We start from the raw sequence: 23,007 nt of genomic DNA on the forward strand, positions 1-23,007 counted from the left end.
GGTCGAGGCGGCGCCGTTGGCGCGCAGCGCGGCGGCGGCATCGCGCCTGTCGGTACTGGGCGAACGGCTGCAGCGACGCCCGGTGTTCGACTTCAACGCCCCCCCGGCGCGCGCCATCGACTTCGCCTACGGGCCGCTGTCGGGCGGCGACTTTCCCGCGCTGCCCTGGCGCAAGGCAGTGCGTGCCACCGAGAGCGCGCCCGACGCGCGGCTGACCTACCGCGAACCACTGGGCGACCTGAGCCTGCGCCGTGCCCTGCAGGGTTACCTGGCCCGCTCGCGCGGCATCGCCTGCAGCGTGGAGCAACTGGTGGTGGCCAACGGCTCCCAGCAGGTGCTGGACCTGTGCGCGCGCCTGCTGCTGGACCCGGGCGATGCCGTCGCCGTGGAGGACCCCGGCTACGGCATGGCCAATCGCGCCTTCGAGGCCGCTGGCGCGCGCCTCGTGGGCGTGCCGGTGGACGACCATGGTCTCGTCACCGACGCATTGCCGCGCGCGCCGACCCGGCTGGCCTATGTGACGCCCACCCACCAGTTCCCGCTCGGCGGCTTTCTGCCCATGGCGCGCCGTCACGTGCTGCTGGCCTGGGCTCACGCCCAGGGCGCCTGGGTCATCGAGGACGACTACGACGCGGATTACCGCCACGCCATCCGCCCGGAGCTGACGCTGCGGTCGCTGGACCCGCAGGACCGCGTCATCTACGTCGGCACCTTCTCCAAGACCCTGTCGCCCGAACTGCGCCTGGGCTATGCCGTGCTGCCTGCCAGCCTGGTCGGGCCGTTCGCCCAGATCCGCCAGCTCGCCGATCGCCATGCGCCGACCGGCCCGCAACGGGCCCTTGCGCGCCTCATCGCCGACGGCGGCTATGAGCGCCACGTGCGCCGCATGCGTCGGGCCCAGGAGGCGCGGCGCGCGGCGCTGCTGGACGCGTTGGTGCGCCATCTGACCGGGCGGGTGAGGGTGCAGGGCAGCGCCAGCGGGTTGCATGTCGTCGTGTGGTTCGACGCGGTGCCGGCGGCGCGGGAGGCGGAGCTGGTCGAGGCCGCGAAGCGCGCGGGCGTGTGGGTGTATCCGCTGGGGCCGCTCTATCTGGCGCATGCAGCCGCCGAGCCGGGCCGCGCGGCGGGGCTGGTCATGGGCTATGCGCTGCTGAGCGTGGAGGAGATCGCGCGCGGCGTGCGCAAGCTGGCCGCCGTGCTGGATGCGATGCCGGGCCTGGCCCGGTGATGACACTCAGCAGACCGCGCGGGCGTCGACCGTCAGCTCCGCCACAGCGGGCGCGCAGGCGGCCTGGTGGGCCATGCCCCAGTGACGGATCTGTTCGGCCACCGGCAGCACCGACCGCCCGTGCGGCGTGAGTGCGTATTGCACGACGGCCGGCACGGGCCCCGTGCGCTCGCGGCTCACCAGGCCATCGGCCTGCAACTCACGCAACTGCTCGGCCAGCACCTTGGCCGACACGTCGGGCAGGCTGCGCCGCAGCGCGGCGAAGTGCAGCGGGCCGTCGGCCAGCCGGTACACGATGAACAGCTTCCAGCGCCCGCCGATGGCCGCCAGTGCCGCCGTCAGTGCGCAGCCCGGGATGGCATTGCCACGCGCCGCGCGAGGGCGGTTACCTGCAGGTGCCTTCTTGGCAGTGGACATGGTGCTGCTTAGAGTGAACCGGGTCAGTCTAGTCACCTCTAAGCCGATGCCCTCAAGACCTACACGCCGTACTGTCGTCACCGCGCTCGCTGCCGTGGGTGCCGGTGCCATCGCCGCACCTGCGCTGCCCGCAACGCCGTCGGGCACGCCGCAGGATTTCGACTTCGAGCACGGCAATTGGCACACGTCACTGCGCCGCCGCCTGCGGCCGCTGAGCGGCACCGATGTGTGGGCGGAGTACGCCGGCACCACCACCGTGCACCCGCTGCTGGGCGGCCGCGCCAATCTCGTCGAGCTGGACGTCTCGGGCCCCGAGGGGCGCATCCAGGGCCTGTCGCTGCGGCTGTTCGAGGTGCAGCAGCAGCGCTGGACGCTCAACTTCTCCAATGCAGCCTCTGGCACCCTCGTCGCGCCCATGGTGGGCGGCTTCGGTGGCGGCCCGCGCGGCCTGTTCTACAGCGCCGAGGACTTCAACGGCCGGCCCATCCTGGTGCGCTTCGTCATCGAGTCCCTCGGTGCCGATCGCTGCCGCTTCGAGCAGGCGTTTTCGGCCGACGCGGGCGGGACATGGGAGGTCAACTGGGTGGCTGTGGACACGCGGCTGTGATGCGGGCTAGCCCGGCGCGCTTGCTCCGGCTGAAGGCGGCGCGGCCGGGCTCCCGGGGCCGCAGTACTCGGGATGGTCGGGGTCGACGAAACAGAAGTCCAGGCTGTCGAAGTCGTAGAGGGCCGTCGCCTTGCCGTCCTGGCTCTTGGCCATGCCCGACAGGGCAAGGCGGATGACCTGGGTACTGGCTTTCAGCTGCACGACGAAACGCTTGATCTCACCGCCCGATGCCGTATCGAGCCAGCGGCCGCGGGCGTAGTCCATCTTGTGCTCCTGCGACCCGATGCGCAGCCCATAGGACAGGACCGTGTCGGCCTCCTTGATGTCCTGGCCCCGCATGTCGATGCTGAGCAACTCGGGGGCGACAAGCGGCTTCTCCAGCCGGATCTCCATCGCGCAAAAGCTCTTGGCCACCTTGGCATGGCCCGCTCCGACCGCCAGGAAGCCAGGATCGTTCTTGTCCTTGGCCACGCGCAGGATCGACAGGACCTGGTTCTGGGGCGAGCGGGTGCCATTGAACTTCAGCGGGCAATGGGCCGAGGTTTGGAACACCGGTTCCGCAAAGCTCGGGCGGCTTTGCTGGGCCATCGCCAGCCCACCGATGAGAAGAAGCGACAAGCCACCCAGGCGCTGAATCTTCATGAGAGCCTCCACTGCCGTACCGTCGAACGAGTCCAGCATAGGGACGGACGCGGCCCGGTGCGACGTCAGATTTGTGGAGGCGGCCGCGGCCATCGGCCTGCCCATGCATACTGCCTCGATGGAGAGACCCACGAGCGAACAGATAGCAGCCCTGCCGCCTTACCCCGCGCTGCCGCTCGACCGCATCCATGTGCTTCGCGACCTGGCTCAGTGCGAGTTCGCCGAACGTGAGCTGCGCCAGGCCGGGCAGGTTGGCTTCGACACCGAAAGCAAACCCATGTTCGTTGCCGGTGGCGAGCAGACCGGACCGCACATCGTGCAGCTCGCGACCGCGGAACATGCCTTCATCGTGCATACGGAAGCGCCCGAGACTGCGGACTTCCTGCGCGCCATGCTCGAGTCGGATGCCATTGCCAAGGTGGGGTTCGGCATCGTTTCCGACCGCGTGCCTCTGCACAGGAAGCTGGGCGTGCAGCTGAGCGGCGGTATCGACGTTTCGCACATGGTGCGCCGCCTGGGTTTCAAGCAGGCCGTCGGCCTCAAGGTGGCCGTCGCCATCGTTCTCGGGCAGCGCATGCCCAAGTCCAAGAAGGTCACCACGTCCAACTGGGCCGCTCGCAAGCTCAGCCCCCAGCAGCTGCAATACGCCGCCAACGATGCGCATGCATCGCTGCTGGTGTACCAGGCACTCAAGGCGATGCCGCTGTAGATGGGCAAATAAAAGGGCGCCCACGGCGCCCTTTCGTTCTCGAAGGCGGCCTTCGCCTCAGGTCTTCACGCCCAGCTCACGCAGCCGCTCGTCGAGATAGCTGTTGGCCGTGTAGCGGTCCGACAGCACCACGTCATCGCGCGGGTGCAGGAACAGTGGCAGCGACACCCGGCTCTTCTTGGCGCCTTCGCCGGTCGGGTTCACCACACGGTGCTGCGTGGACGGGTAATAGCCCTCGGAGGCCTCCTGCAGCATGTCGCCGATGTTGATGGTCAGCGTGCCGAAATCGCAGGGCACGTCGTGCCAGGCGTTGTCGGTGCCCAGCACCTGCAGGCCGGGCTCGTTGGCGGCGGGCAGGATGGTCAGCAGGTTGATGTCGCCATGCGCCGCCGCGCGGATCGAGCCCGCCGGCTCCTCGCCCGTCAGTGGCGGGTAGCGCAGCACGCGCAGGAGCGTCTTGGTGCTGCCCTTGATCATGTTGGACAGCGGCTCGCGGTACCTGGCCGCGATGTCCGGCGGCGTGTACTTCTCGACCCAGCCCAGCAGCTCTTGCGCCAGCGCATTGGCTTCGCGGTAGTAGGTGAGGGCGTCTTCCTTGAGCTGGGGCGGGATGCGGCCCCAGGGGTAGATGTGGAAGTACTCCTTGATGTCCTTCTGCGTGGAGCCCTTGGCGGTCTCCGAGATCGCTGTCGAGAACCAGCCGTCCTGCGTCTCCTTGGAGAAGGCAAACGCATCCTTGCCGTCGCCGTTGAAGAAGGCCAGCCAGTCGGCATAGATCTTCTCGACCAGGGCCTGGCGGATGGGGTGGTTGGTCAGCACGCCGAAACCGGTCTCGTGCAGGGAGCGGGTGAACTTCTCGGCGGCATCTGCCGCGCGGTAGTCAACGACCTGGACTTGCATCTGGGATCTCCTGAATGTCCCTTGCGAACAGCCATTCAATCGCGGGGCTGGTGCGGCGACAAGTTTACGGGCCAGTCAACTTTGCCGCATCGCGGTGCGTGAACTTTGTCGCGGCCCGTCCACCTTGTCGGGCAAACCCGGAGTGCTAGAGTCCGCCCCTGATACTTTTATTCCTTCCCGTCCCTTTTGCGGTTGCCTCTGGCAACAGCAGAGGTGGGTCGCAATCCGCCAACCGGTCGAGCCGTGTCGCGGAAGGTTCTTCAACCAGCCAACTCCCTGGAAACCGGGGCATGAGGTGAGCGAAAGATGATGCAGCAATACAGGTCCAACTCCTACCTGTTCGGCGGAAACGCGCCGTATGTGGAGGAGATGTACGAGGCCTACCTCGACAACCCCGGTTCCGTCCCCGACAACTGGCGCGCCTATTTCGATGCGCTCCAGCATGTGCCCGCGGTTGACGGCAGCGAGGCCCGCGACGTGGCCCATGCGCCGGTCGTCGAATCCTTTGCCCAGCGCGCCAAGGCCAATGCCTTCGCCAACAAGGCCTCCAGCGCCGACCTGGCCGTCGCCCGCAAGCAGGTGCATGTCCAGTCGCTGATCGCGGCCTACCGCTTCCTCGGCAACCGCTGGGCGGAGCTGGACCCCCTCAAGCGCGCCGAGCGCCCCAAGATTCCCGAACTCGACCCCGCGTTCTACGACCTGACCGAGTCCGACATGGACATCTCGTTCAGCGCCGTGAACAGCTATTTCGGCGGTGAGACGATGACGCTGCGCCAGATCGTGCAGGCCCTGCGCGAGACCTACTGCGGCTCGATCGGCTCCGAGTTCATGCACGGCTCCGACCCGGCCGAGAAGCGCTGGTGGCAGGAGAGGCTGGAGAAGGCGCGCGGCAAGCCGACCTTCACGGCCGAAGAAAAGAAGCACATCCTCGACCGCCTGACGGCAGCCGAAGGCCTGGAGCGCTACCTCCACACCCGCTACGTCGGCCAGAAGCGCTTCTCGCTGGAAGGCGGCGAGAGTTTCATCGCGGCCATGGACGAAGTCATCCAGCGTGGCGGCGAGCGCGGCGTGCAGGAGATCGTCATCGGCATGGCCCACCGTGGCCGCCTGAACGTGCTGGTCAACACGCTGGGCAAGATGCCCGCCGACCTGTTCGCCGAGTTCGAGCACAAGGCTGCCGAGGACCTGCCGGCCGGCGACGTGAAGTACCACCAAGGCTTCAGCTCCGACGTGTCGACGTCCGGCGGCCCGGTGCACCTGTCGCTCGCGTTCAACCCGTCCCACCTCGAAATCGTCAACCCGGTCGTCGAAGGCAGCGTGCGCGCCCGCCAGGACCGCCGTGGCGACAGCGTCGGCGCCCAGGTGCTGCCGGTGCTGGTGCACGGTGACGCGGCCTTCGGTGGCCAGGGCGTCGTGCAGGAAACGCTGGCGATGGCCCAGACCCGTGGCTACCGCACCGGCGGCACGGTGCACATCGTCATCAACAACCAGATCGGCTTCACCACCAGCGACCCGCGCGACCTGCGCTCGACCTGGTACTGCTCCGACGTCGTCAAGATGATCGAAGCACCGGTGCTGCACGTGAACGGCGACGACCCCGAGGCCGTCGTCTGGGCCACGCAGCTGTGCATGGACTACCGCGCCGAGTTCCACAAGGACGTGGTTCTCGACATCGTCTGCTTCCGCAAGCTGGGCCACAACGAGCAGGACACGCCGGCCCTGACCCAGCCGATGATGTACAAGAAGATCGCCGCCCACCCCGGCACGCGCAAGGTCTACGGCGACAAGCTGGTGGCGCAGAACGTGCTGCCGGCCGAGGGCCCGGACGATATGGTCAAGGCCTACCGCGCCGCGATGGACGAGGGCCGTCACACGGTCGATCCGGTGCTGACCAACTTCAAGAGCAAGTTCGCCACCGACTGGTCGCCCTTCCTCGGCAAGAAGTGGACAGACAACTGCGACACCGCCATCCCCGTGGCCGAGTGGAAGCGCCTGGCCGAGAAGCTGACGACCATTCCCAAGGACTTCGCCGCCCACAACCTGGTGCAGAAGCTCTACGGCGACCGCGCTGCGATGGGTCGCGGCGAGGTCAACGTCGACTGGGGCATGGGCGAAAGCATGGCCTTCGCCTCGCTGGTGGCCAGTGGCTACCCGGTGCGCCTGTCCGGCGAGGACAGCGGCCGCGGCACCTTCACCCACCGCCACGCGGTCATGCATGACCAGAACCGTGCGAACTGGGATGACGGTACCTACATCCCGCTGCAGAACGTCGCCGAAGGCCAGGCCCCGTTCACCGTCATCGACTCCATCCTCAGCGAGGAGGCGGTGCTGGGCTTCGAGTACGGCTACGCCGCCGCCGAACCCAACACGCTGACCATCTGGGAAGCGCAGTTCGGCGACTTCGTCAACGGCGCCCAGGTCGTCATCGACCAGTTCATCGCTTCCGGTGAAGTGAAGTGGGGCCGCTCCAACGGCCTGACGATGATGCTGCCGCACGGCTACGAAGGCCAGGGCCCCGAGCACAGCTCGGCGCGCCTGGAGCGCTTCATGCAGCTGGCCGCGGACAACAACATGCAGATCGTGCAGCCCACCAACGCCGCGCAGATCTTCCACGTGCTGCGCCGCCAGATGCTGCGCATGTTCCGCAAGCCCCTGGTCATCATGACCCCGAAGAGCCTGCTGCGCGCCAAGGACGCGACCTCGCCGCTGGTCGACTTCACCAAGGGTGATTTCAAGACCGTCATTGGTGAGCAGGACGCGACGCTGAACGCCGACAAGGTCAAGCGCGTCATCGTCTGCTCGGGCAAGGTCTATTACGACCTGGTGCGCACCCGTGCCGAGAAGAAGGCGACCGACGTGGCCATCGTGCGCGTCGAGCAGCTCTACCCCTTCCCGCACAAGGCCTTCGCCGCCGAGCTCAAGAAGTACCCCAACGCCACCGACATCGTCTGGTGCCAGGACGAGCCGCAAAACCAGGGCGCCTGGTTCTTCGTGCAGCACTATGTGCACGAGAACATGAGCGAAGGCCAGAAGCTCGGCTACGCCGGCCGCCCGGCCAGCGCCAGTCCCGCCTGTGGCTACGCCCACCTGCACCAGGAGCAGCAGAAGGCCCTGTTGGATCAGGCCTTCGCCAAGCTCAAGGGCTTCATCCTCACCAAATAAGACCGCACCGCGCAGCGCCACATTTCCGGCGCTGCGCTCACTTGCGCCTGTACCGCATCACACCGAATAAAGAACACGGAGCCTCACACCATGGCCATCGTTGACGTCCAAGTTCCCCAGTTTTCCGAATCCGTTTCCGAGGGCACGCTGCTGACCTGGAAGAAGAAGCCCGGCGAAGCCGTCACCATCGACGAGACCCTCGTCGAGATCGAGACCGACAAGGTCGTGCTCGAAGTGCCCGCACCCGCCTCCGGCGTGCTGGCCGAGATCGGTGTCGCTGACGGCAGCACGGTCACCAGCCAGCAACTGCTGGCCAAGATCGATACCGAAGGCAAGGCTGGCGTCGCTGCGCCCGCCACGACGGCTTCGGTTGCCGCGCCCGCCGCCGCTGCTGCACCTGCCGCCGCCCCCGCCGCCACGGGTGGCAGCAAGGGCGATGTGGCCATGCCCGCCGCCGCCAAGATCCTGGCCGAGAAGGGCCTGGCCGCCACCGACGTGGCCGGCTCCGGCAAGGACGGCCGCGTGACCAAGGGCGACGCCCTGGCCGCCGGCGCCAAGCCCGCTGCCGCTGTCGCCGCCCCGCTGGTCGTGCCCGCATCGCCTGCCGTCGCCAAGCCGCTGCCGGCCGTCGCCGCGCCGGTCCAGCCCAACCTGGGCGACCGCCCCGAGCAGCGCGTGCCCATGACCCGCCTGCGCGCCCGCATCGCCGAGCGCCTGGTGCAGTCGCAGTCGACCAACGCCATCCTGACCACCTTCAACGAAGTCAACATGGCCCCGGTCATGGAGATGCGCAAGAAGTTCCAGGAGAAGTTCGAGAAGGAACACGGCGTCAAGCTCGGCTTCATGAGCTTCTTCGTCAAGGCGGCCGTCGCGGCGCTGAAGAAGTACCCGATCATCAACGCGTCGGTCGATGGCAACGACATCGTCTATCACGGCTACTTCGACATCGGCATTGCCGTGGGCTCGCCGCGCGGCCTCGTCGTGCCGGTGCTGCGCAACGTCGACCAGATGAGCTTCGCCGACATCGAGAAGAAGATCGCCGAGTTCGGCCAGAAGGCGAAGGACGGCAAGCTGTCCATCGACGACCTGACCGGCGGCACCTTCTCCATCTCCAACGGCGGCACCTTCGGCTCCATGCTGTCCACGCCCATCATCAACCCGCCGCAGTCGGCCATCCTGGGTGTGCACGCCACCAAGGACCGCGCGGTGGTGGAGAACGGTCAGGTCGTGGTGCGCCCGATCAACTACCTCGCCATGTCCTATGACCACCGCATCATCGACGGCCGCGAAGCCGTGCTGGGCTTGGTCACGATGAAGGAAGCGCTGGAAGATCCGGCTCGCCTGCTGTTCGATATCTAAGCCAAGGAAACGATCAGCATGACCACCAAGCAATTCGACGTCGTCGTCATCGGCGGCGGCCCCGGCGGCTACATCGCCGCCATCCGCGCGGCCCAGTTGGGCATGAACGTGGCCTGCATCGACGAGTGGAAGAACGACAAGGGCGGCCCCGCTCTCGGCGGCACCTGCACCAATGTCGGCTGCATCCCGTCCAAGGCCCTGCTGCAGTCCAGCGAGCACTACGAGCAGCTGAACCACCACTTCGCCGACCACGGCATCACGGCGGACAACGTCAAGATGGACGTCGCCAAGATGCTGGCCCGCAAGGACCAGGTCGTGAAGCAGAACAACGACGGCATCGTCTACCTGTTCAAGAAGAACAAGGTCACGTTCTTCCACGGTCGTGGTTCTTTCGTTGCCGCCAAGGATGGCGGTTATGAACTCAAGGCCGGCGAGGAGACCATCGCCGCCAAGCAGGTCATCGTCGCCACGGGTTCCAACGCCCGCGCGCTGCCCGGCGTGCCCTTTGACGAAGAGAACATCCTGTCCAACGACGGCGCTTTGCGCGTCGGCGCGACGCCCAAGAAGCTGGGCCTGATCGGTGCTGGCGTCATCGGCCTGGAGATGGGCTCGGTCTGGCGCCGCCTGGGTGCTGAAGTCACCGTGCTGGAAGGCCTGCCGGCCTTCCTCGGCGCGGTCGACGAAAGCGTCGCCAAGGAAGCCGCCAAGGTCTTCAAGAAGCAGGGCCTGGACATCCAGCTCGGCGTGAAGGTCGGCGAGGTCAAGTCGGGCAAGAAGGGTGTCAGCGTCGCCTACACGGATGCCAAGGGCGAGGCCAAGACGCTCGAAGTCGACAAGCTCATCGTCTCCATCGGCCGCGTGCCGAACACGATCGGCCTGGGTGCCGACGTGGTGGGCCTGAAGCTCGACGAGCGTGGCGCCATCGTCGTCGACGATGACTGCAAGACCAACCTGCCGGGCGTCTGGGCCATCGGTGACGTCGTGCGCGGCCCGATGCTCGCGCACAAGGCCGAGGAAGAGGGCGTGGCCGTGGCGGAGCGCATGGCTGGCCAGCACGGGCATGTGAACTTCAACACCATCCCCTGGGTCATCTACACCAGCCCCGAGATCGCCTGGGTCGGCAAGACCGAACAGCAGTTGAAGGCCGAGGGCGTGGCCTACAAGGCCGGCCAGTTCCCCTTCCTGGCCAATGGCCGGGCCCGCGCGCTGGGCGACACGACCGGCTTCGTCAAGTTCCTGGCCGATGCCAAGACCGACGAGATCCTGGGCGTGCACATCATCGGCCCGTTCGCGTCGGAGCTGATCTCAGAGGCCGTCGTCGCGATGGAGTTCAAGGCCTCGGCCGAGGACATCGCGCGCATCTGCCACGCCCACCCGTCGCTGAGCGAGGCGACGAAGGAAGCCGCCCTTGCCGTCGACAAGCGGACGCTGAACTTCTGATCGCGCGAAGCGAGTTGAAAGGGGCGGCCACACAGTCGCCCCTTTTTCTTCCATGACCAGCGTCACTGAGCTCTACCAGCAAACCCTCGCCGAGCGCGGCTACAAAGCCGATGCGGCGCAGCTGCGCGCCGTCGAGGCCTTGCAGCGCTGCCAGGACGAATGGGCCAGCTACAAGGCGCGGCGCGCCAATGCCGTGACCAAGCTGCTGGTGCGCCCACCCATCCCGCGCGGCGTCTACATGTACGGCGGCGTGGGCCGGGGCAAGAGCTTCCTGATGGACTGCTTCTTCCAGGCCGTGCCGCTGCAGCGCAAGACGCGTCTGCACTTCCACGAGTTCATGCGCGAGGTGCACCGCGAGCTGCAGGAACTCAAGGGCATTGCCGATCCGCTGGAGGAGCTGGGCAAGCGCATCGCGCGGCGTTTCCGCCTGATCTGCTTCGACGAGTTCCACGTCGCCGACGTGACCGACGCGATGATCCTGCATCGGCTGCTGGACGCGCTGTTCCGCAACCGCGTGTCCATCATCACGACGTCCAATTTCCATCCCGACGGGCTCTACCCCAACGGCCTGCATCGTGACCGCATCCTGCCGGCCATCGAGCTGCTGAAGGCCAATCTCGAGGTCATCAACGTCGACGCCGGCACCGACTACCGGCGCCGCACGCTGGAGGACATGAACCTCTATCTGACGCCGCTGAATGAAGCGACCGAGGCGGCCCTCACCAAGGCCTTCGAGTCGCTCGCAGAGGCCCAGGACGAGGACCGCAAGCTGATGATCGAGCACCGTGCGATCTATGCGCGTCGGCGTGCTGGTGGTGTCGTCTGGTTCGATTTCGCAACCCTTTGTGGCGGCCCGCGCTCGCAGAACGACTATCTGGAACTGGCCAGCCAGTTCCACACCGTCATCCTGTCCGACGTGCCCGAGATGCCGGTACGCCTGGCCAGCGAGGCGCGCCGCTTCACCTGGCTGGTGGACGTGCTCTACGACCGCCGCGTCAAGCTCATCATCTCGGCAGCGGTACCGGCCGAACAGCTCTACACCGAAGGCCCGCTGGCCCACGAGTTCCCGCGCACCGTGTCGCGGCTGCAGGAGATGCGCTCGGCCGAATATCTGGCCCTGGCCCGCCGCGAGGTCGATACTTCGCTGACATGATCCTGCGTCCCCTGATCCTTGCGCTTGCCGCCACGGCTGCCGTGGCCCAGCCCGCGACGCGTACCGAGGTTGCGGCCCAGCGTGCCGCCGTCGAGCAGCGGTTCGCGCGCGAGAAGCTCGAATGCGAGCAGCGCTTCTCGGTGGCCGCCTGCCTTGACGACGTGCGCCAGCGCCGCCACGACGCCCTGGAGCCGCTGGTCAAGCGTGAGCATGAGCTGGCGGCCGAGGAACGACGTGCGCGCGCGGCGGGACAGACCCAGCGCGTGCGCGAACGCGAACTCGCTGCGTCCCAGGACGAAGGCCAGAAGCGTGAGCGCCTCCTCACGGCCCCAAACCCGGCCCAGCCCGCGTCGCCCCTCGCGCGTACGCCGCGGGCGATCAGCCCGGAGGCCGCTGAACGCCACCGCGCGCAGGTCGCCGGCAAGGCCGAGGAGGACGCGGCCAAGCGCCGCGAGAAGGCCCAGGCGCGCGAACAGCAACAGCAGCAGCGCATCGCCGAACACGCCGCCAAGTTGAAGAACCGCACCAAGCCCGCAGCCGCGCCGCTGCCGTTGCCTGGGGCGTCGGCGGCTTCCCGGCCGAACTGAGCGACTCAGTCGAGGTTTTCGAGCTTGACGATGGCGATGGACAGGTTGTCGCCGCCGCCCCGCGCGCGCTGTCGCGCCTTGCTGACCAGCAACTCGGCCGCTTCGCGCGGCGGCAGGCTGTAGAGCACGCTGCCCAGTTCCTGGGCGGTGAAGTAGTGCCAGAGGCCATCGCTGCAGCACATCAGCGTGTCGCCCACTTCGAGGTTCTCGAAGCGTTCCGACGTCGACGTCGGGTCCTGCACGGTGCCCAGGCAGGCGGTCAGCAGATTGCTCTGCGGATGCGAACTGGCCTCCGCCTCGGTGAGCTGGCCTTCGTCGACGAGGCGCTGCACATAGGAGTGGTCCATGGAACGCTTGACGAGGCGGGCGCCACGGAACCAGTAGATGCGGGAGTCGCCGGAGTGGATCCAGTGCGCGCAGCGGTCGCTGCTGACGACGAAACCGGCGATGGTGCTGTGCGGCTCCTCCTCGGCGGAGATGGCCGTCAGCTTGATCATCAGATGCGCCTCGGCCGTGATCTGGCTCAGCAGCTCGGCCGGCAACTCGTCCTCGGGCGAGTAGCGCTCGAAGAGCTGACGCGCGGTCAGGATGACCTGGTCCGCCGCCTTGCGCCCGCCGCTCTTGCCGCCCATGCCATCGGCGACGATGCCCAAGACACAGCCTGCGATGCGGGGGTGGGCGATGACGGCCACCTGGTCCTGCTGGTAGGCCCGGTCACCGCGATGGGTGCCGGTGGCTGCGTTGAGTCGGAATCCGACGGCGGTGGGGGAGGGCATACGAAAACTATACTGGGCAGTGAGCTTTTGGCCTGCATGGAACCGCCTTCGCAAACCCTCGGATGGATGAACAACTTCACTCGTTGCCGCGGCGGCTCATTGAGTTGCGCATGGAGCATGGCGACCTGGACGCGATGATCGACCGCCTGGTCGAACAACCGCCGGTGGACGAATTGGCATTGCAGCGGCTCAAGAAGCGGCGCCTCGCCTTGCGCGACATGATTGCCCGGCTGGAGGCCGCCACCGAGCCCGATGAACCCGCCTAGGAGTGTGTTTGTACGCCGGGCATGGCGCCCGCAAGGTAGCCCAGCGGCGCAATCTAGGCGCGCGGCGCAGTGCAGGCTGGCCGCCTGCGCCAGCCGTGCAACAACGAGTGCGGCGTTGGGCTTCCTTGCCCTTCGGGTTGCCCCGCAAAAACAGCGTCTGCGGCGTTGCAAATCCTCGCCGGGCGGCGAGCCCGGCTGCGGTTCGCGCCTTGCAGCCACTGCTTTTGCGGGGCAACGGGTGCCATGACCGGCGTGCAAACACACTCCCTCGACGACTGGCTCGACGCCCTCGATCAGGCCACCCCTCCCGCTCCGCCCGCTGCTGACGAACTCGAACAGGCCGTTTTGGCCGCTTTCGACCTGGACGGCCCCTTGGCGCGCCTGGATAGGGGCTACAAGCCCCGCGCGCCCCAGCTGGAGATGACCCGTGCCGTCGCCCGGGCGCTCAGCCGCCGCCAGGCCCTGGTCGTCGAAGCGGGTACCGGCGTCGGCAAGACCTTCGCCTACCTCGTCCCGGCCCTGCTGGCGGGCAGCCGGGCCCTCATCAGCACCGCCACCAAGAGCCTGCAGGACCAGCTCTTCCKGCGCGACCTGCCGCGCCTGACCAAGGCGCTGAACACGCCGGTGCGCCTGGCGCTGCTGAAAGGGCGCAGCAGCTACCTCTGCCTGCACCGCATGAAGGAGGCGCGCGTCTCCGGCGAATTCCCGGACCGGCGCACGGCGCTGTCGCTGGCCCGCATCGAGCGCTGGGCCCTGGGCACGACGACGGGTGATTTCGCCGAGATCGACGGGCTGGATGAGCGTTCCCCCATCATTCCTATCGTCAGCTCCAGCCGCGAGAACTGCCTGGGCCAGGAATGCCCGGACTGGAAGGCCTGCTACGTCGTCAAGGCGCGGCGCGAGGCCATGGAGGCCGACGTCGTCGTCGTCAACCACCACCTCTTCTTCGCCGACATGACCCTGCGCGACACCGGCGTCGCGGAGCTGCTGCCCAGCGTCGAAATCGCCATCTTCGACGAGGCCCACCAGCTCGCCGAGGCGGGCGTGCAATTCCTCGGCACGCTGCTGGGCACGGCCTCCCTGATCGATTTCGCCCGCGACATGCTGGCCCAGGGCCTGGCCCATGCGCGCGGCGTGCACGACTGGCAGGGGCTGCATGCCGGCGTCGAGAAGGCGGCACGCGAGCTGCGCCTGGCGGCGGCCGGGCCGCTGGCCACGGCCGGGCGCGAGCTGCGGGGCACGCTGAAGCTGGGCTGGAAGGAGAGGGCGAACCAGCCCGCCTTTGCCGGGGCGCTGGCTGGGGTCGAGGCCGCGGCGGCCAAGGCCTTGGAGGCGCTGACCGCTGTGCGCGAGGCCGCGCCCGACTTCGCCCGCCTGTGCGAGCGCGCCCAGGAATTGCGCGAGCTGGCGAAACAGTTCGCCACCGAACCCGACCCGGGCGATGTGCGCTGGATCGACATCAGCCCGCACTCCGCCCGCCTCGTCGAATCGCCGCTGGACATCCGCGACGCGATGCAGCAGCAGTTGGAGGGCCCACCCAAGGCCTGGGTGTTCACGTCGGCCACGTTGGGGGATGACGAGGGCCTGACCTGGTTCACCGAACCCGCCGGCCTGACGGACGCCGAGGTGCTGCGCGTCGGCAGCCCCTTCGACTACCCGACCCATGCGCGCCTTTATGTGCCGCGGGGCTTTCCGAAGCCCAGCGAGCCCAGCCACCCGCCCAGCGTCGCGCTGCTGGCCTCGCGTCTGGCGCGGGCCTTGGGTGGCCGGACCTTTGTGCTGACGACGACGCTGCGCAATCTGCAGACGGTGGCGGATGCGCTGCGCGAGCGCTTCGAGGCGGCCGGCGACGCCATCGGCGTGCTGCAGCAGGGTGCCGCGCCCAAGCGCGTGCTGTTGCAGCGCTTCATCGACAACCCGGCGTCGGTGCTGGTCGGCTCGGCCAGCTTCTGGGAAGGCATCGATGTGCCCGGCGATGCGCTGCAGTGCGTCATCATCGACAAGCTTCCCTTTCCGCCGCCCAACGATCCGCTCGTGGAAGCGAGGGTGCAGCGCCTGGAGGCCCAGGGGCGCAATGCGTTTTCGGAGTATTTCGTCGCCGAGGCGGCCATCGCGCTGAAGCAGGGCGCCGGCCGGCTGATCCGGACCGAGACCGACCGCGGCCTGCTGGTGGTGTGCGACCCGCGCATGGCCGGCATGAACTACGGCCGCCGCCTGCGCGCGGCCCTGCCGCCGATGACGCCGGTGGCCAACGAGGCCGAGGCGCTGGCCTGGTTGCAGCTGCTGAATGAAGAGCGGGCCTGACGGCCCGTTTGATGTTTGGCTTTCGGGCCGAGCGCTGGGCCGCTCCCGAGCCGGCCCGCCTGGCGATGTGCTTGGCGGTCGATCCGCCAAGCATCGCCGTCCCCCCGGGGGACCGACTGGACTTGCCCGCGTTCAGCGGCGCAAGGCCAGGCGAGGGGTCACCACAACTGCCACCAGGGCTTTTTGCGCTTGCCGCCGTTGCTGGCGTACTGGCTGTCGGGGAAGTTCTTGTCCAGCACGCGGCGGGCGTCGTCGCGCAGCTGGGTCAGGCCGAGCTTGTCATAGCTCTCGCCCATGATGAACAGGCCTTCCTCGATGCCGGGCGCGTACTGGAACTCCGCCACGGCCGCCTGGGCGCGGTTGGCCGCGGCCACATAGGCCTTGCGGTTGAAGTAGTAGCGCGCCACATGGATCTCGTAGGCCGCCAAGGTGTTGGTGATGAAGTTGATGCGGGTCGTCGCTTCGGCCGAGTACTTGGACTCGGGGAATTGCTCGACGAGCTGGCGGAAGGCCAGCAGGGCTTCGCGCGAGGCCTGCTGGTCGCGCTCGGACACGTCCTGGTTGGCCAGGCGGCCGAACAGGCCCAGGTCTTCGTTGAAGTTGACGATGCCCTTCATGTAGAGGGCGTAGTCCATCGCCGGGCTGGACGGGTTGAGCTTGATGAAGCGGTCCAGCGTCGAGATCGCCTGCGCGCGCTCGGCCGTGCGGAAGTAGGCCCAGGCCAGATCCAGCGTCGCCTGCTGGCCCATCGTCGTGCCGGCGGCGCGCCCCTCGATCTTCTCCAGGGACTTGATTGCGCGGTCATAACTGCCCGCGTTCAGGTCGTCCTTGGCGTCTGCATACAATTTGTCCAGCGCCGCCTGGGAGTTTGGGTCCTCCTTGGCCGTGGAGCCGCAGCCGCTCATGCCAAGCGCGAACGCCATCAGGACAGCGCCGGCGACGATGCGGCCGGCCTTGAATTTCTCAACAAACATGTCTGAAGTCGACGGCGATGCTGCCGGCTGGTCACAGGGAACAATGGACGCGGAGTATAGGGTGGGGGGTCAGGACGATTTCGAGCAGGAAGCCGAAGACGGTGGCGACGCCGAGCGGCGCGCTGCGGAAGTCGATGCCGGCGGCCATGGTGAGCGCCTGGATCGCTGGCTGACGACGCAGGCGCCGGAGTTCTCGCGCAACCATCTGCAGTCGCTGATCGAGCGCGGCTGCGTGACGGTCGACGGCAAGGTGCTGGAGAAGGCTGCCCACAAGCTGCGCGCCGGCCAGCGCGTCGAGATCGAGCTGCTGCCCACCGACGAGAGCCGCGCCTTCCGCGCCGAGGCGATGGCGCTGGACTTCGTCTACGAGGACGAGCACATGGCGGTGGTCAACAAGCCGGCTGGCCTGGTCGTGCACCCGGCCGCGGGCAACTGGTCGGGCACGCTGATGAACGGCCTGCTGGCCCATCACGCCGCCGCGGCGACGCTGCCGCGCGGCGGCATCGTGCACCGGCTGGACAAGGACACCAGTGGCGTCATGGTCGTCGGCAAGACGCTGGCGGCCGTCACGGCGCTGATGCGCCAGATCTCGGCGCGCGAGGTGCACCGCGAATACCTGGCCCTGGCCTGGGGCCGCGTCGAAGAGCCTTTCGTCGTCGAACAGGCCATGCGCCGCGATCCGATCTCGCGCGTGAAGATGGCCATCGCCCCGGCCAACCTCGGCAAGCCGGCGCGCACGGACTTCTTCCCCCTCGGTGTCGGCGATGTGCAGGGTCGCCCCGTCAGCGCCGTGCATTGCGTGCTGCACACCGGCCGCACCCACCAGATCCGCGTGCACCTGATGCACAGCGGCCACCCCATGCTGGCCGACGTGCTCTATGGCGGCGCCCCGGCCCTCGGGCTGACGCGCCAGGCCCTGCATGCGGCTCGGCTGTCCCTGACCCATCCGACCACCGGCGAGGCCCTGGTGCTGACCGCGCCACCGCCCGCCGACATGGCCGCCGCCTGGGCCCAGATCGGCGCCGCAGACCTGCCCGGCTGACGCGGCTATACAATGCACTCCGGTTGTCGTGGCAGCCAACGCGCCCAGAAGTCGACAAGACGGGCGCGATCCGCGCGGTTAGCAGTTCATCCGCCCGCCCGGTCAACCACCCCGATCGCGTCCCGCTGGAAGGCTGCTGAGCCCCAAGGTGACGCCCGGACAGACCCCGTCTGCTTCGCCTGAAGACCGCTGTGAGCGCCCAGGCCCGGACGGATTGCCAAGCTAGGCTTGATTGAGGGCGCACTTGCGTTCATGAATACCCAGGATGCCAAGCGCGTCCTCGAGACCGCGCTGATCTGTGCCTCGCAGCCGCTGACGCTGCGCGAGTTGCGCAGCCTGTTCGCCGACGAACTCGGCGCCGATACCGTGCGCAGCCTGCTCGACGAGCTCAGCCGCGACTGGGAAGGCAAGGGCGTCGAGCTGGTGGCGCTCGCCTCGGGCTGGCGCTTCCAGAGCCGCCCCGAGCTGCGCGAATACCTCGACCGCCTGCACCCCGAGAAGCCGCCGCGCTATTCGCGTGCCGTGCTCGAGACGCTGGCCATCATTGCCTACCGCCAGCCGGTCACGCGCGGCGACATCGAGGACATCCGCGGCGTCGTCGTCGCGAGCCAGATCGTCAAGCAGCTCGAGGACCGCGGCTGGATCGAGGCCATCGGCCATCGCGAGACGCCGGGGCGCCCGGCGCTGTACGCGACGACCAAGTCCTTCCTCGATGACCTGGGTCTGGCCAGCCTGGAACAGCTGCCTGCCCTGGACATTGGCGGCGAAGCGCCGCCGGCCTTCGAGGCCCTGCAAGGCCAGCTGCTTGACGCTCCCGATGACGCCGAGGCGCCGGCCGAGACAGCTTCCGAAGTGCCTGCCGAAGCAATCGTCCCGAGTCTGAGCCTGTTTGGCGACGACGGTACGCCGGCACTCCCCGATCCCGACCCCAACGATCCGCCCCCGCAACCCCAGCCCGAATCCGCATGAACGACGCTGCCGACCAAGACAAGTCCCTGCCTCCTGCCGCCGAGGCCGAAGCGCCTGCCGCGCCCAAACGGCGTCGCACGACGGCCAAGGCGCCGGCCGAGGCTGCGCCCGCGGCCACGCCTGAGGCCGCAGAGCCCGCTGAGGCGGCCACGCCCGTGAAGCGCACTCGCCGCAAGCCCGCCGAGGCCGTGGCCGAGGAAGCCGTGACGGCGGCGCCGGCCGAAGAGGCGCCGGCACCGGCCCGCAAGCGCGCGCCTCGAAAGGCTGCCGCAGAGGATTCGGCACCCGCCGTGGCTGCAGAAGCGCCGGCACCGGTCGCGGCACCGGCGGCGCCCGTTTTCACGCTGGCTGAGGAGGCGCCGACCGCGTCGACCGCGGCAGGCGGCGAGGCGGATGGTGAAGGGGAAGAGGGCGAGTCGGACGAAGATGGCGAGCGCAGCGGACGCGGTCGCAACCGCCGACGCAACCGCAAGGAGCGCGCGGAGCGTCAGGATGCAGCGCAACCGGCGGGTGGTGGTGCTGAGCCGTCTGGCCCGATCCTGGCGCCGGAACTCGTCGAGGCCGCGGGGGCGCGCTTCGCCGATGTGCTGTCGGGCAATCTGGACGCGGAATCGGAAGGTCCGGTGGGTGAGCCGCCGCAGCTGCGGCCCGAGCCCGACGAGGCGGCCGAAGAAGCGGTCGAGGGCGAGAGCAAGCGCGTGCTGGCGCCGGATGCCGATGCGCCCAAGCTGCAGAAGGTGCTGGCCCAGGCCGGCATCGGCTCGCGCCGCGACATCGAGGAATGGATCGCCGAAGGCAAGATCGAAGTGAACGGCGAAGTGGCCCATGTCGGCCAGCGCATCTCCTTCGGTGACCGCGTGCGCGTCAACGGCAAGGACGTGCGCGTGCGCATCTCGCCGCCGAACCCGCGCATCCTGGCCTATCACAAGCCCACGGGCGAGGTGTCCACGTTCAACGATCCGGAAGGCCGCCCGACGGTGTTCCGCTCGCTGCCGCGCGTGCAGGGCCAGAAATGGCAGTCCGTCGGCCGCCTGGACATCAACACCGAAGGCCTGCTGCTCTTCACCAACTCCGGCGAACTGGCCAATCAGCTGATGCACCCGCGCTTCGGCGTCGAGCGCGAGTACGCGGCCCGTGTGCTCGGCTCGCTGAGCGACGAGCAGCGCGCCAAGCTGCTGGAAGGCGTCAATGTCGAAGGCCAGACGGCTTCGTTCAAGAGCATCGAGGACGGCGGCGGCGAAGGCGCCAACCGCTGGTACCGCGTCGTCATTACCGAAGGCCGCAACCGCGAGGTGCGCAAGCTCTTCGAGGCGGTCGGCATGGTGGTCAGCCGCCTGATCCGCATCCGCTACGGCACCGTGGTGCTGCCGCGCGGCCTCAAGCGTGGTGTCTGGGTGGAGCTGGGCGACGACGACGTTCGCGTCATCCGCCGCCTGGCGGGCCACACCTCGAACAGCGGACAAGGACAAGGTCAGGGCCAGAACCAGGGGCAGGGCTACAGCCAGGGTCAGGGCAAGAGCCAGCCGCAGCAGCAGCAGGGCAACAAGAACGACCGCAACAAGCGCCGCAACGATGAGCGACACAGCGGCAGTGGCGGCCCGCGCCCGAGCCGCCCGCCCGAGGCGCCGCAACAGCAGGCCCGCCCGCCGCGCGAGGAGCGCGCGCCGCGCCGGGACGACGATGAAGACGACGGTTTCATTCCGCACCACGTCAATCCGCTGGAGCAGACCTTCGACCGGCGTCACGCCACCAGCGGCAAGCGCGGCCTGCCCCAGGGCTTCGGCGCCGGCGGCAGCCAGCAGAATGACCGGCACGGCAAGGGCGGCGGTGGCAACAAGGGCAACGGCCCGCGTGAACCCGATCCGATGCAGACCTCGGTGGGCTATATCGGTGGCGACGCCTTCCTGCGCCGTGGCGGCGGCGGCGGTGGCCGTGGCGGCAAGGGCGGCGGCGGCGGTGGTGGTGGTCGCTCCGGCGGCGGCTACGGCGGCCGTCGCTGAAAGCGCGGCGGACGATACAACTAGGGTCATCCCTGCCCGCTACAATCACAGGCTTTGTCCAATACGCCCCCTCAGGAGAATCCCATGGCGATCGAAACCACCCTGTCCATCATCAAGCCCGATGCCGTGGCGAAGAACGTCATCGGCCAGATCTACGCCCGCTTCGAAGGCGCCGGCCTGAAGGTCGTGGCGGCCAAGATGGTGCACCTGTCGCGCGTCGAAGCCGAACAGTTCTACGCCGTCCACAAGGCCCGTCCCTTCTTCAACGACCTGGTCAACTTCATGATCTCCGGTCCGGTGATGATCCAGGCCCTGCAAGGCGAAGGCGCCATCCTGAAGAACCGTGACCTGATGGGCGCGACCGATCCGAAGAAGGCCGAGAAGGGCACCATCCGCGCCGACTTCGCCGACAGCATCGACGCCAACGCCGTGCACGGCTCCGACGCCGCCGAAACGGCCGCCGTCGAAGTGGCATTCTTCTTCCCCGGCATGAACGTCTACGCCGGCCGTTAATTGCCCCCAACGGGGTCGGTGACCCCGGCCCAGGAAGTTCGTATGGAAGCGGTCAACCTGCTCGGTTTTGATCTGCCAGGCCTGGCCGCCTACTGCGAGCAACTGGGCGAAAAGAAGTTCCGTGCGACCCAGCTGTTCCGCTGGGTCCACCAGAAGGGCGCGTCTGACTTCGATCAGATGTCCGACCTCGCCAAGTCCTTGCGCGACAAGCTCAAGGGGCGTGCCCACATCACCGCCTTGGCCGTCATCTCCGAGCATGTCTCGGCCGATGGCACCATCAAGTGGCTGTTCGATGTCGGCGCCGGCAATGCCGTCGAGGCGGTCTTCATCCCCGAAGACGATCGCGGCACCCTCTGCATCTCCAGCCAGGCCGGTTGCGCCGTGGGCTGCCGTTTCTGCTCCACCGGCCACCAGGGCTTCAGCCGCAACCTGAGCACCGCCGAGATCACGGCCCAGCTCTGGTTCGCCGAGCACAACCTGCGCAAACGCCTCAACACGACGGAGCGAGTGATCTCCAACGTCGTCATGATGGGCATGGGCGAGCCGCTGCAGAACTACGACCAGCTCGTGCCGTCGCTCAAGACCATGCTGGACGACCATGGCTATGGCCTCAGTCGCCGCCGCGTCACCGTGTCGACCTCGGGCGTCGTGCCCATGATCGACCGGCTGCGCGAGGACTGCCCGGTGGCCATGGCCGTCAGCCTGCATGCGCCGACCGACCCGCTGCGCGACCAGCTCGTGCCGCTGAACAAGAAGTACCCGATCGCCGAGTTGCTGGCCGCCTGCAACCGCTACCTCGACGCCGCGCCGCGCGACTTCATCACCTTCGAGTACTGCATGCTGCAGGAGGTGAACGACTCGCCCGAACAGGCCCATGAGCTGGTGCGGCTGTTGAAGCACAAGGTCAGCTGCAAGATCAACCTGATCCCCTTCAACCCCTTCCCGGCGTCGGGTCTGATCCGCAGCACGAATGCGCGCGTGCAGGCCTTTGCCGAGGTGCTGATCCAGGCCGGCATCGTGACGACGGTGCGCAAGACGCGTGGCGACGACATCGACGCCGCCTGCGGTCAGTTGGCCGGTGAGGTACAGGACCGCACCCGCGCGCATATCCGCATGGTCAGGGCACCCGTCACGGTGGCCAAATCCAACTGATGCTCCCCCAAGCCGAGGATTTGATGAAGCGACTGTTGATCGTTCTGGCCACCGCCCTCCTTGCAGCCTGCGCCGGCACCACCGCGCCGAGCGGCGATCGCGAGATCCGAACCGATTCCGACCAGACCGACGCCGACCGCAAGGCCGCCATCCGTCTGGAGCTGGCCCAGGGCTATTTCTCGCGCGGCCAGTTCAACACGGCGCTGGACGAGCTCAAGCTCGCGCTGCAGGCCAAGCCCGACATGCGCGATGCCGTCAATCTGCGCGGCCTGATCTACGGCGCCATGGGCGAACACCAGCTCGCCGAGGAGGCCTTCCGCCGCGCGCTGGTCGTCTACCCCAACGATTCCGACACCCTGCACAACTACGGCTGGTTCATGTGCCAGCAGCAGCGCTGGCAGACGGCCGACTCGCTGTTCGACCAGGCCCTGGCCCAGTCCACCTATCGCGCCCCGGCACGCACCCTGCTGGCCAAGGGCGTCTGCGAAGCCCGCGCCGGCCGCCTGCTGGTGGCCGAGAAGACGCTGACGCGCGCTTTCCAGCTCGACGCCGGCAACCCGGCCATCGCGGTGAATCTGTCCGAGGTGCTCTACCGCAACCGCGAGCTGGATCGGGCCCGCTTCTATGTGAAGCGCGTCAACAGCCAGCCCGAGCAGACCAACGCCCAGAGCCTGTGGCTGCAGTTGCGCGTCGAGCGCAAGCTGGGCAACAGCGGCACGGTCGACGACCTGGCCACGCAACTGCGCCGCAAATATCCCCAGTCTCCCGAGACCCAGTCCCTGGATGCCGGCCGCTACGACGAATAAG

The 23,007-nt window shown here is 68.0% G+C and carries 21 protein-coding genes; 16 read left to right on the forward strand and 5 right to left on the reverse strand.

Going from position 1 to position 23,007, the window contains the following annotated elements:
- A partial coding sequence (pdxR, locus tag AC1DW3_RS02860; RefSeq protein ID WP_477928406.1) for a MocR-like pyridoxine biosynthesis transcription factor PdxR occupies positions 1-1,228 on the forward strand: 1,228 nt, incomplete at its 5' end.
- Positions 1,229-1,234: 6 nt separating this feature from the next.
- On the opposite strand, the gene AC1DW3_RS02865 is transcribed toward pdxR, so the two are convergent.
- Positions 1,235-1,645 carry a winged helix-turn-helix transcriptional regulator gene (locus AC1DW3_RS02865; RefSeq protein ID WP_477928408.1) on the reverse strand — a complete coding sequence of 137 codons (411 nt, stop codon included), beginning with the start codon at positions 1,643-1,645 and terminating at the stop codon, positions 1,235-1,237.
- 46 nt (positions 1,646-1,691) lie between these two features.
- On the opposite strand from AC1DW3_RS02865, the gene AC1DW3_RS02870 reads away from it, so the two are divergent.
- Complete coding sequence (locus AC1DW3_RS02870; RefSeq protein WP_477928410.1) at positions 1,692-2,252, forward strand: hypothetical protein; 561 nt, start codon at positions 1,692-1,694, stop codon at positions 2,250-2,252.
- A 6-nt stretch (positions 2,253-2,258) separates the two neighbouring features.
- On the opposite strand, the gene AC1DW3_RS02875 is transcribed toward AC1DW3_RS02870, so the two are convergent.
- On the reverse strand, positions 2,259-2,987 hold the full coding sequence (locus AC1DW3_RS02875) for a hypothetical protein (RefSeq protein ID WP_477928411.1): 729 nt from the start codon (positions 2,985-2,987) through the stop codon (positions 2,259-2,261).
- A 25-nt stretch (positions 2,988-3,012) separates the two neighbouring features.
- Here AC1DW3_RS02875 and AC1DW3_RS02880 point away from each other — a divergent pair, with 25 nt between their 5' ends.
- On the forward strand, positions 3,013-3,603 hold the full coding sequence (locus AC1DW3_RS02880) for a 3'-5' exonuclease (protein WP_477928413.1): 591 nt from the start codon (positions 3,013-3,015) through the stop codon (positions 3,601-3,603).
- A 57-nt stretch (positions 3,604-3,660) separates the two neighbouring features.
- Here AC1DW3_RS02880 and AC1DW3_RS02885 read toward each other — a convergent pair whose 3' ends face one another.
- On the reverse strand, positions 3,661-4,503 hold the full coding sequence (locus AC1DW3_RS02885; protein WP_477928415.1) for an isopenicillin N synthase family dioxygenase: 843 nt from the start codon (positions 4,501-4,503) through the stop codon (positions 3,661-3,663).
- Positions 4,504-4,809: 306 nt separating this feature from the next.
- Between AC1DW3_RS02885 and AC1DW3_RS02890 the strand changes: the two genes are divergently transcribed.
- From AC1DW3_RS02890 to AC1DW3_RS02910, 5 genes are all read left to right on the forward strand, one after another.
- A complete protein-coding gene (locus AC1DW3_RS02890; RefSeq protein WP_477928417.1) occupies positions 4,810-7,665 on the forward strand; it encodes a 2-oxoglutarate dehydrogenase E1 component in 2,856 nt (951 codons plus the stop codon).
- Positions 7,666-7,755: 90 nt separating this feature from the next.
- Entirely contained in the window at positions 7,756-9,024 is a 1,269-nt protein-coding gene (odhB, locus tag AC1DW3_RS02895) for a 2-oxoglutarate dehydrogenase complex dihydrolipoyllysine-residue succinyltransferase (protein ID WP_477928419.1), read from the forward strand.
- 18 nt (positions 9,025-9,042) lie between these two features.
- Positions 9,043-10,464, forward strand: a complete 1,422-nt coding sequence (gene lpdA / locus AC1DW3_RS02900) for a dihydrolipoyl dehydrogenase (RefSeq protein WP_477928420.1) — start codon at positions 9,043-9,045, stop codon at positions 10,462-10,464.
- A gap of 52 nt (positions 10,465-10,516) precedes the next feature.
- Complete coding sequence (gene zapE, locus AC1DW3_RS02905; RefSeq protein WP_477928422.1) at positions 10,517-11,617, forward strand: cell division protein ZapE; 1,101 nt, start codon at positions 10,517-10,519, stop codon at positions 11,615-11,617.
- Positions 11,614-12,204, forward strand: a complete 591-nt coding sequence (locus AC1DW3_RS02910; RefSeq protein WP_477928424.1) for a hypothetical protein — start codon at positions 11,614-11,616, stop codon at positions 12,202-12,204. The genes zapE and AC1DW3_RS02910 overlap by 4 nt, the downstream gene beginning before the upstream one ends.
- Positions 12,205-12,209: 5 nt before the next feature.
- Here AC1DW3_RS02910 and AC1DW3_RS02915 read toward each other — a convergent pair whose 3' ends face one another.
- Positions 12,210-12,980 (reverse strand): PP2C family protein-serine/threonine phosphatase, encoded by a 771-nt coding sequence (locus tag AC1DW3_RS02915; protein WP_477928426.1) that lies wholly within the window; start codon positions 12,978-12,980, stop codon positions 12,210-12,212.
- A gap of 62 nt (positions 12,981-13,042) precedes the next feature.
- Here AC1DW3_RS02915 and AC1DW3_RS02920 point away from each other — a divergent pair, with 62 nt between their 5' ends.
- Positions 13,043-13,246: an HP1242/YdcH family protein gene (locus AC1DW3_RS02920; RefSeq protein WP_119045407.1), complete on the forward strand. Its 204-nt coding sequence runs from the start codon at positions 13,043-13,045 to the stop codon at positions 13,244-13,246.
- A gap of 345 nt (positions 13,247-13,591) precedes the next feature.
- Positions 13,592-15,550, forward strand: coding sequence for an ATP-dependent DNA helicase (locus AC1DW3_RS02925; RefSeq protein WP_477928769.1), 1,959 nt, complete (start codon positions 13,592-13,594; stop codon positions 15,548-15,550).
- A gap of 158 nt (positions 15,551-15,708) precedes the next feature.
- Here AC1DW3_RS02925 and AC1DW3_RS02930 read toward each other — a convergent pair whose 3' ends face one another.
- On the reverse strand, positions 15,709-16,524 hold the full coding sequence (locus tag AC1DW3_RS02930) for an outer membrane protein assembly factor BamD (protein WP_477928428.1): 816 nt from the start codon (positions 16,522-16,524) through the stop codon (positions 15,709-15,711).
- 43 nt (positions 16,525-16,567) lie between these two features.
- On the opposite strand from AC1DW3_RS02930, the gene AC1DW3_RS02935 reads away from it, so the two are divergent.
- From AC1DW3_RS02935 to pilW, 6 genes are all read left to right on the forward strand, one after another.
- The gene (locus AC1DW3_RS02935) at positions 16,568-17,566 is read left to right on the forward strand and encodes an RluA family pseudouridine synthase (RefSeq protein WP_477928430.1); all 999 of its coding nucleotides are present in this window, start codon (positions 16,568-16,570) and stop codon (positions 17,564-17,566) included.
- A 252-nt stretch (positions 17,567-17,818) separates the two neighbouring features.
- Entirely contained in the window at positions 17,819-18,535 is a 717-nt protein-coding gene (scpB, locus tag AC1DW3_RS02940; RefSeq protein ID WP_477928432.1) for an SMC-Scp complex subunit ScpB, read from the forward strand.
- Positions 18,532-20,535: a pseudouridine synthase gene (locus AC1DW3_RS02945; protein WP_477928433.1), complete on the forward strand. Its 2,004-nt coding sequence runs from the start codon at positions 18,532-18,534 to the stop codon at positions 20,533-20,535. The genes scpB and AC1DW3_RS02945 overlap by 4 nt, the downstream gene beginning before the upstream one ends.
- Before the next feature lie 84 nt (positions 20,536-20,619).
- The gene (gene ndk / locus AC1DW3_RS02950; RefSeq protein ID WP_477928435.1) at positions 20,620-21,048 is read left to right on the forward strand and encodes a nucleoside-diphosphate kinase; all 429 of its coding nucleotides are present in this window, start codon (positions 20,620-20,622) and stop codon (positions 21,046-21,048) included.
- A 42-nt stretch (positions 21,049-21,090) separates the two neighbouring features.
- A complete protein-coding gene (gene rlmN / locus AC1DW3_RS02955; RefSeq protein ID WP_477928437.1) occupies positions 21,091-22,200 on the forward strand; it encodes a dual-specificity RNA methyltransferase RlmN in 1,110 nt (369 codons plus the stop codon).
- Between the two features lie 23 nt (positions 22,201-22,223).
- Positions 22,224-23,006 carry a type IV pilus biogenesis/stability protein PilW gene (pilW, locus tag AC1DW3_RS02960; protein ID WP_477928439.1) on the forward strand — a complete coding sequence of 261 codons (783 nt, stop codon included), beginning with the start codon at positions 22,224-22,226 and terminating at the stop codon, positions 23,004-23,006.
- Position 23,007 lies beyond the last annotated feature (1 nt).

This window comes from Roseateles sp. P2_H4 (genome assembly GCF_056403315.1).

What these genes read in the sequence shown, in the direction of transcription:
- AC1DW3_RS02865 (WP_477928408.1), bottom strand. Translation starts at nt 1,645, where the DNA reads ATGTCCACTGCCAAGAAGGCACCTGCAGGTAACCGCCCTCGCGCGGCG.
- AC1DW3_RS02870 (WP_477928410.1), top strand. Translation starts at nt 1,692, where the DNA reads ATGCCCTCAAGACCTACACGCCGTACTGTCGTCACCGCGCTCGCTGCC.
- AC1DW3_RS02875 (WP_477928411.1), bottom strand. Translation starts at nt 2,987, where the DNA reads ATGGCCGCGGCCGCCTCCACAAATCTGACGTCGCACCGGGCCGCGTCC.
- AC1DW3_RS02880 (WP_477928413.1), top strand. Translation starts at nt 3,013, where the DNA reads ATGGAGAGACCCACGAGCGAACAGATAGCAGCCCTGCCGCCTTACCCC.
- AC1DW3_RS02885 (WP_477928415.1), bottom strand. Translation starts at nt 4,503, where the DNA reads ATGCAAGTCCAGGTCGTTGACTACCGCGCGGCAGATGCCGCCGAGAAG.
- AC1DW3_RS02890 (WP_477928417.1), top strand. Translation starts at nt 4,810, where the DNA reads ATGATGCAGCAATACAGGTCCAACTCCTACCTGTTCGGCGGAAACGCG.
- odhB (WP_477928419.1), top strand. Translation starts at nt 7,756, where the DNA reads ATGGCCATCGTTGACGTCCAAGTTCCCCAGTTTTCCGAATCCGTTTCC.
- lpdA (WP_477928420.1), top strand. Translation starts at nt 9,043, where the DNA reads ATGACCACCAAGCAATTCGACGTCGTCGTCATCGGCGGCGGCCCCGGC.
- zapE (WP_477928422.1), top strand. Translation starts at nt 10,517, where the DNA reads ATGACCAGCGTCACTGAGCTCTACCAGCAAACCCTCGCCGAGCGCGGC.
- AC1DW3_RS02910 (WP_477928424.1), top strand. Translation starts at nt 11,614, where the DNA reads ATGATCCTGCGTCCCCTGATCCTTGCGCTTGCCGCCACGGCTGCCGTG.
- AC1DW3_RS02915 (WP_477928426.1), bottom strand. Translation starts at nt 12,980, where the DNA reads ATGCCCTCCCCCACCGCCGTCGGATTCCGACTCAACGCAGCCACCGGC.
- AC1DW3_RS02920 (WP_119045407.1), top strand. Translation starts at nt 13,043, where the DNA reads ATGGATGAACAACTTCACTCGTTGCCGCGGCGGCTCATTGAGTTGCGC.
- AC1DW3_RS02930 (WP_477928428.1), bottom strand. Translation starts at nt 16,524, where the DNA reads ATGTTTGTTGAGAAATTCAAGGCCGGCCGCATCGTCGCCGGCGCTGTC.
- AC1DW3_RS02935 (WP_477928430.1), top strand. Translation starts at nt 16,568, where the DNA reads ATGGACGCGGAGTATAGGGTGGGGGGTCAGGACGATTTCGAGCAGGAA.
- scpB (WP_477928432.1), top strand. Translation starts at nt 17,819, where the DNA reads ATGAATACCCAGGATGCCAAGCGCGTCCTCGAGACCGCGCTGATCTGT.
- AC1DW3_RS02945 (WP_477928433.1), top strand. Translation starts at nt 18,532, where the DNA reads ATGAACGACGCTGCCGACCAAGACAAGTCCCTGCCTCCTGCCGCCGAG.
- ndk (WP_477928435.1), top strand. Translation starts at nt 20,620, where the DNA reads ATGGCGATCGAAACCACCCTGTCCATCATCAAGCCCGATGCCGTGGCG.
- rlmN (WP_477928437.1), top strand. Translation starts at nt 21,091, where the DNA reads ATGGAAGCGGTCAACCTGCTCGGTTTTGATCTGCCAGGCCTGGCCGCC.
- pilW (WP_477928439.1), top strand. Translation starts at nt 22,224, where the DNA reads ATGAAGCGACTGTTGATCGTTCTGGCCACCGCCCTCCTTGCAGCCTGC.